The following is a 7,557-nucleotide window of genomic DNA, read 5'->3' on the forward strand; positions in this document are numbered from 1 at the left end:
GCTACGGTGGCAGTGATGAGTTCGAACGTCGGGCGGTCCGGCCCCCGCGGGGCAAAGATGTTCGGGATAATCGCGAGCATCGTGATCGTCGGCGGGTTGGCCGGTGCCGCACCCGCAGCCGCGGATCGCAACCAATGCGCGCCGCCCGGGGTGGAAAGTGCCACCGTACTGCCCGACGACCTCACCACCTCACCCGGCTCCGACGTCGCCGACGACACCGACACCACCCCGGGCACCATTCCGTTGAGCTCGGTGAACATCGGTGCGCTGGGACTGGCGACACCCGGAATCCTGGTCGCCGGCACGTTGCCCGACGCGCCGCCCAGCACCTGCATCAATGCCACCGGGCGCTTCACCGGCTTCGACAACGAACTGCTGCGCGCCATAGCTGCGAAGATCGGCCTGCGCGTCCGCTTCGTCGAGACCGACTTCTCCGGACTCCTTGCTCAGGTGTCGTCGCGGCGCTTCGACGTCGGCTCGTCGTCGGTCAAGGCCACCGACGCCCGTCGTCACACTGTTGCGTTCACCAATGGCTACGACTTCGGTTTCTATTCGCTGGTCGTACCACCGGCTTCGCCGATCAGAAACTTCACCGACCTTGCCGAGGGGCAACGCATCGGCGTCGTCCAGGGCACCGTCGAGGACACCTACGTCGTCGACACCTTGCATCTGCAACCGGTGCGGTACCCGGACTTCGTCACCGTCTACGCCAGCCTGAAAACCCACCAGATCGATGCCTGGGTGGCACCGGCCAACCAGGCATCGGCCGCCCTGCGGACGGGTGACCCCGCCGTGATAGTGGCGAACACCTTCGGCGCCAACGACTTCGTGGCCTACGCCGTTGCCAAGGACAACCAGCCGCTGGTCGATGCGCTGAACTCCGGACTCGACGCGGTCATCGCGGATGGCACCTGGGCGGAGCTGTACAGCAAGTGGGTGCCCCGCACCCTGCCGCCCGGCTGGAAACCGGGCTCCAAGGCCGCCGTCGCACCGAAACTGCCCGATTTCACCCGGATCGCCGCCGAACACCACCGCAAACCAGTACACCCGACTGCCCCCAAGTCGACCCTCACCCAACTGCGGGAATCCTTCCTGGACTGGGACATGTACCGGCAAGCCATCCCGGCGCTGCTCGCAACCGGACTACCCAACACCCTCATCCTCACCGGCAGCGCCAGCGTGATCGGACTGACGATCGGCATGCTGCTGGCTATCGCAGGAATTTCGGAGAAGCGATGCGTGCGCTGGCCCGCCCGGATCTACACCGACATCTTCCGGGGTCTGCCAGAGGTAGTGATCATTCTGATCATCGGACTCGGCGTGGGCCCGGTGGTCGGCGAAGTGACCAATAACAATCCGTATCCGCTGGGCATTGCCGCCCTAGGGATGATGGCCGGAGCCTACGTCGGCGAGATTCTGCGGTCCGGAATCCAGAGCGTTGACCCCGGCCAGCTCGAAGCCGCGCGAGCGCTCGGCTTCAGCTATCCGACCGCGATGCGGTTGGTAGTGGTCCCGCAGGGCATCCGGCGGGTGTTACCGGCCCTGGTCAACCAGTTCATCGCGCTGCTGAAAGCCTCCGCGCTGGTGTACTTCCTGGGCCTGGTCGCCAATCAGCGGGAACTGTTCCAGGTGGGGCGCGACCTGAACGCTCAAACCGGGAACCTCTCGCCGCTGGTGGCTGCCGGCATCTTCTACCTGATGCTGACCGTTCCCTTGACGCACCTGGTCAACCAGATCGACGGCCGCCTTCGCCGCGGCCGCAGCAAGCTGCGACCGGAAGATCCTCCGGAAGTTGTCACCTCGACCATCGGCGTGGAGATGACATGACTACCGCCGTGCCGTGCCGAAACCCGGTCTCGTTGGCAGCCGAGGACATTCACCAGATCCTGGACGGCAACCCGGTGCTGCGCGGTGTCACCATCAAGGTGCCGGCCGGGACCACCACGGCGGTGATCGGTCCGTCCGGGTCGGGCAAATCAACACTGTTACGCACCCTGAATCGATTGCACGAACCCGACAGCGGCGACATCCTGCTGGACGGGCGATCGGTTTTGCGGGACGACCCCGACCAACTCCGGCGGCGCATCGGCATGGTGTTCCAGCATTTCAACCTCTTTCCGCATCTCAGCGTGCTGGACAACGTCGCGCTGGCGCCACGTCGGCTGCACCGGTTGTCCCGCGAGGCCGCGCGGGACCTCGCCGTGCACCACCTCGACCGGGTCGGGCTGAAGGCCAAGGCCGACGCGCGGCCGGGCACGCTGTCAGGCGGCCAGCAGCAACGCGTCGCCATCGCCCGGGCACTGGCGATGGCTCCCCAAGTGATGTTTTTCGACGAAGCCACTTCGGCACTGGATCCCGAGATGGTCAAGGGGATCCTGGCGCTCATCGCCGATCTCGGCGCCGACGGCATGACGATGCTGGTGGTCACTCACGAGATGGGATTCGCGCGCTCGGCCTCGGATGCTGTCGTATTCATGGACCACGGCAAAGTCGTGGAGTTCGGGCCGCCGGAGCAGATATTCGGCGCCGCCGTGACCGAACGCCTGCAGCGGTTCCTAGCTCAGGTGCTCTGACTCCGGGTTTTTCCCGACGGGTAAGCCCGCCCGATACGGGGTCTCCAGCCGCGGGCATTTCTGGTTAGACTGCCGGTTTATGGCAGACAGCGAAGCCACCGCCCCGGAGGTGACCGAGCTTGCTGAGGGGCTGCACCGGTCACTGTCCAAGCTGTTTGCGATTCTGCGCCGCGGTGACCCGAACGGCATGGTCGCCGGCGAACTGACGCTCGCGCAGCTGTCGATTCTTGTCACCCTGCTCGACCAAGGGCCGATCAGGATGACCGATCTCGCCGCCCACGAACGGGTACGCACCCCCACCACCACCGTGGCGATCCGCCGGCTGGAGAAGATCGGATTGGTCAAACGCTCGCGCGACCCGTCGGACCTTCGGGCTGTCCTGGTCGACATCACGCCGCAAGGCCGGTCGGTGCACAACGAGTCGCTGGCCAACCGGCATGCCGCTCTGGCGGCGATGCTCAGCCAACTCTCCGCCTCCGACCTGGAAAACCTGACGAAAGCGCTGCCGCCGCTGGACCGCCTGGCCAGCCGTGAATCGGCCGGGAACGCCGCCGGACCCGCCGAGTGTTCATGAAAGTGTTTTGTTTCCAACCGGCTCGGTAACTGCTGAAGTCATGCCCACCGCACTCATCACCGGCGCCAGCGGCGGTATCGGCGCCGCCATCGCTGGGGCGCTGGCTCCGACGCATACGCTGCTGCTGGCCGGACGGCCCTCGGGCCGGTTGGATGACGTCGCGCAGCGACTCGGCGCCACCACGTTTCCGTTGGACCTGACCGATACCGACTCGATCGAATCCACGTGTGAAGTCATCGACGAACTGGACGTGTTGGTGCACAACGCCGGGGTGTCCGTACCCGGGCATGTCGCCGAGTCACACGTCGACGAGTGGCGAGCCACCTTTGACGTCAATGTCTTTGGCGCCGTTGCCCTTACCTTGACCCTGCTGCCGGCGCTGCGACAAGCCCGCGGTCGGGTGGTGTTCATCAACTCCGGATCGGGACGCAATGTGTCGCCGGGCATGGCTTCCTACTCGGCCAGCAAGTTCGCGTTGCGGGCCTTCGCCGATTCGCTGCGTCAGGACGAGCCCGCACTGCTGGTGACCTCGATTCACCCCGGCCGCGTGGACACCGACATGCAGCGCGAACTCGTCGCCTATGAGGGCGGCGAGTACGACCCGGCGAAGTTCTTGCGGCCCGAGACCGTCGCCGAGGTGGTTGCGCAGGTGGTGGCCACACCGCCGGACGGCCACGTCCATGAAGTGGTCATCCGGCCGCGCTAGGTCAAACGACCAGGTTGACCATCCGGCCCGGGATTACGATCACCTTGCGCGGGACGGCACCGGCCAGGAATGCCTGCACTTTCTCGTCGCCCAGAGCGGCAGCCTGCACCGCGTTCTGATCCGCATCCGCGGCCACCACCACCCGGCCCCGTACCTTGCCGTTCACCTGTACCGGGTATTCCAGCGTGTCATCCACCAGGTAGGCCGGGTCGGCCACCGGGAAGGGACCGTGCGCCAGCGATTTCGGGTGACCCAGCCGCGACCACAGCTCTTCGGCTAGGTGCGGGGCCAGCGGTGCCAGCATCAGCACCAATGGTTCGACCGCCGCGCGGGGGACGTCGCCCCGATGCTGCTTGGTGAGGTGGTTGGTGTATTCGATCAACTTGGCCGCAGCGGTGTTGTTTCGCAGTGCCGCATAGTCTTCGGACACTCCGGCGACGGTACGGTGCAGAGCACGCAGCGTGTCGGTGCTCAACTCGCTGTCGACCACCCGGATCCGCCCGGTTTCCTCGTCGATGACCAACCGCCACACCCGCTGCAGAAAGCGTTGCGCGCCAACGACATCCTTGGTGGCCCAGGGCCGGGACGCCTCCAGCGGACCCATCGACATCTCGTAGACCCGCAGCGTGTCCGCGCCGTATTCGTCGCAGATCTCGTCGGGCGAGATCGAATTCTTCAAGCTCTTACCGATTTTGCCGAACTCTTGGAAGACCTCGATCTCGCCTTCCGGTGCGGGGTAGCAGAACTTCCCATCGCGCTCGACCACCTGCTCGGCAGGGACATAGGCGCCGCGCTTGTCGGTGTAGGCGAACGCCTGAATGTAGCCCTGATTGATCAGCCTGCGATAGGGCTCGCGGGAGCTGACGTGGCCGAGGTCGTAGAGCACCTTGTGCCAGAACCGGCAATACAGCAGATGCAGCACGGCATGCTCGGCGCCGCCGACGTAGACGTCGACACCCCCGGGATCGTCGGGTCCGTGCTGCGCGGGTCGCGGGCCCATCCAGTAGGCCTCGTTTTCCTTGTCGCAGAACCGCTCCGAGTTGTGTGGGTCGGTGTAGCGCAGCTCATACCAGGAACTGCCGGCCCACTGCGGCATCACGTTGGTGTCGCGCGTGTAGGCCCGCAACCCGTCGCCCAGGTCCAGTTCCACATGCACCCATTCGGATGCCTTGGCCAGCGGCGGTGACGGCTCGCTGTCGGCGTCGTCGGGATCGAACAACACCGGCGAATAGTCGGGCACGTCAGGCAGTTCGACGGGCAGCGCCGCTTCGTCGAGCGCATGTGCGCGGCCGTCACTGTCGTAGACGATCGGGAAGGGTTCGCCCCAGTAGCGCTGTCGCGCGAAAAGCCAGTCTCTGAGCTTGAATTGGACGCGGGCCTGCCCTTTACCCTCGCTCTGCAACCGGGCGGTGATCGCCTCTTTGGCCGCGGCCACGTCCATGCCGTCCAGATAGTCCGAGTTGACCAGCACTCCGTCACCGGCATAGGCGGACTCCGAAACATCGCCGCCGGCAATGACTTCCACGACGGGAAGGCCGAACTGCCTGGCGAAGTCCCAGTCGCGCTGATCGTGCCCCGGAACCGCCATGATGGCTCCGGTGCCGTAGCCGGCCAGCACATAGTCAGCGATGAAGATCGGCACCGCCGCCCCGTTGGCGGGGTTGACGGCATAACTGCCCAGGAACACGCCGGTCTTCTCGCGGTTTTCCTGGCGCTCGAGATCCGACTTGGCCGCGATGGCGCGACGGTAGTCGGCCACGGCCTCCGCGGGTGTCGCGGCGCCGTAGGTCCAGGACGGGTTGACGCCGTCCGGCCAGGCTGTCCCTACCAGTTCGTCGACCAGATCGTGCTCCGGCGCCAACACCAGATAGGTCGCGCCGAACAGGGTGTCCGGGCGGGTGGTGAACACCTCGACATCGGCGCGTGAACCGTCGACCCTGGTGGCGGCGAACAGCGCTGATGCACCCGTCGAGCGGCCGATCCAGTTTCGCTGCATGGACTTGACCTTCTCCGGCCAGTCCAGCAGTTCGAGGTCGTCGAGCAGCCGATCGGAGTAGGCAGTGATCCGCATCATCCACTGCCGCAACCGCTTCCGGAACACCGGGAAGTTGCCGCGCTCACTGCGGCCGTCGGCGGTGACCTCCTCATTGGCCAGCACCGTGCCCAGGCCGGGGCACCAGTTCACCAACGAATCGGACCGGTACACCAGCCGGAAGCCGTCGATCACGTCGGCCCGCTCCCCCGCCGATAACGCCGCCCACTCGCGGCCATCGTCCAGACGCCGCGTCCCGGAATCGAGTTCGGCGATCAACTCCGCGATCGGGCGGGCCTTGTTGGCGGCGGTATCGAACCAGGCGTTGTAGATCTGCAGAAAAATCCACTGCGTCCACTTGTAGAACTCGACGTCGGTGGTCGAGAAGCTGCGCCGACTGTCGTGGCCCAGACCCAGGCGGCCCAACTGTCGCCGGAAATTGACGACATTGGCTTCGGTCCTGATGCGCGGATGGGTTCCGGTTTGCACCGCGTATTGCTCGGCGGGCAACCCGAAGGCATCGAAACCCAACGCGTGCAGCACGTTACGGCCCAGCATCCGGAAGTAACGGGCGTAGACGTCGGTGGCGATGTAACCAAGCGGGTGACCGACGTGCAGCCCCTCCCCCGACGGGTAGGGGAACATGTCCTGCACGAAAAGCTTGTCCTCAGGCACGGGCGAGCCGTCGGTGGGAGCCAACGAACCAACCGGGTTGGGCACGTTGAAAGTCCCCAGCCTGGCCCAGGTGTCCTGCCACCTGCGTTCCACGTCGGCCGCGAGTTCGGCCGTATAGCGGTATCGCGGCGCGTCGGAGTCCGAGTCCTTCGTGGTCGGCGATTCGGTCACGCCCAACAGGGTAGAGGGCAGCTTCCATTCCACCGGCCCCGCTCCGCCGGCCACAGGTTGGTCTCGGTTCCGTTGCGCACCGATCAGAGGTTCATCCCAGCTCTATTTCAGGCATGGTCGCGGCGCTGAGCAGCAGTTACATTCAGCCTCGAGTCGGGCTCATCCAGTACCAAACCAATACCCGGCCCCGCGTTATCCCGGAGGGACTGACCGAGATGTTTCAGATCGCGCGCACCTGGCGGACAGTCGCGGGTGGCATGGCCGCAGGCGTCGTCGGCCTGGTGCTGGTTGCGGGCGGGACCGCATCGGCAGAGCCGATGATCCCCCAGCCTTCTATCCCGGGTCCCGTCCCCATGCAACCCGCGACGCCGCCCGGTCAGAACTCCACGGTGTTTCCCGGGAGCGCCAACAGCAACAGGTTCGCCCCTGCCCCGGCGCAGGCACCCGCGCTCGCGCCGTTGCAAGCTCCCGCCCAGGTGCAGCCGCCTGCGGCGGTCGCCGCACCAGTTCCAGCTGCGGGGCCGGCCACCGCGCCCGCGCCCGCCGCGGCACTTCCGGCTGCGGGACCGGCCACCGCGCTGGCGCCCGCCGCGGCACTTCCGGCTGCGGGACCGGGCACCGCGCCCGCGCCCGCCGCGGCACCGACACCACCGGCGGCGATCCCGGCTGTCACCGGCACTCTGCGGGAGTACTTGGAGAGCAAGGGCGTCAAGCTGGAGGCGCAGCGGCCGCTGAACTTCAAGGCCTTGGACATCACCTTGCCCATGCCGGCGCGCTGGACGCAGGTACCTGACCCGAACGTGCCCGACGCGTTCGTGGTGATCGC

General features: G+C 66.3%; 6 protein-coding genes. 5 read left to right on the forward strand and 1 reads right to left on the reverse strand.

Annotation, left to right across the window (positions count from 1 at the left end):
- Positions 1–15 precede the first annotated feature (15 nt).
- The 4 genes from A5636_RS08975 (at position 16) to A5636_RS08990 (ending at position 3,853) form a co-directional block, all read left to right on the forward strand.
- Entirely contained in the window at positions 16–1,827 is a 1,812-nt protein-coding gene (locus A5636_RS08975; RefSeq protein ID WP_065158316.1) for an ABC transporter substrate-binding protein/permease, read from the forward strand.
- Entirely contained in the window at positions 1,824–2,573 is a 750-nt protein-coding gene (locus A5636_RS08980; protein WP_065158317.1) for an amino acid ABC transporter ATP-binding protein, read from the forward strand. The genes A5636_RS08975 and A5636_RS08980 overlap by 4 nt, the downstream gene beginning before the upstream one ends.
- 79 nt (positions 2,574–2,652) lie before the next feature.
- Positions 2,653–3,147: a MarR family winged helix-turn-helix transcriptional regulator gene (locus A5636_RS08985; protein WP_065158318.1), complete on the forward strand. Its 495-nt coding sequence runs from the start codon at positions 2,653–2,655 to the stop codon at positions 3,145–3,147.
- A 40-nt stretch (positions 3,148–3,187) separates the two neighbouring features.
- Positions 3,188–3,853: an SDR family oxidoreductase gene (locus A5636_RS08990; protein ID WP_065158319.1), complete on the forward strand. Its 666-nt coding sequence runs from the start codon at positions 3,188–3,190 to the stop codon at positions 3,851–3,853.
- A gap of 1 nt (position 3,854) precedes the next feature.
- Here A5636_RS08990 and leuS read toward each other — a convergent pair whose 3' ends face one another.
- Positions 3,855–6,731 carry a leucine--tRNA ligase gene (gene leuS, locus A5636_RS08995; RefSeq protein ID WP_065158336.1) on the reverse strand — a complete coding sequence of 959 codons (2,877 nt, stop codon included), beginning with the start codon at positions 6,729–6,731 and terminating at the stop codon, positions 3,855–3,857.
- 215 nt (positions 6,732–6,946) lie between these two features.
- Here leuS and A5636_RS09000 point away from each other — a divergent pair.
- Positions 6,947–7,557, forward strand: a 611-nt coding sequence (locus tag A5636_RS09000) for an LpqN/LpqT family lipoprotein (protein WP_172827192.1), incomplete at its 3' end; no start/stop codon positions are given.

It is taken from the genome of Mycobacterium asiaticum, assembly GCF_001673315.1.
GTDB classification, from domain to species: Bacteria; Actinomycetota; Actinomycetes; order Mycobacteriales; family Mycobacteriaceae; genus Mycobacterium; species Mycobacterium asiaticum_B.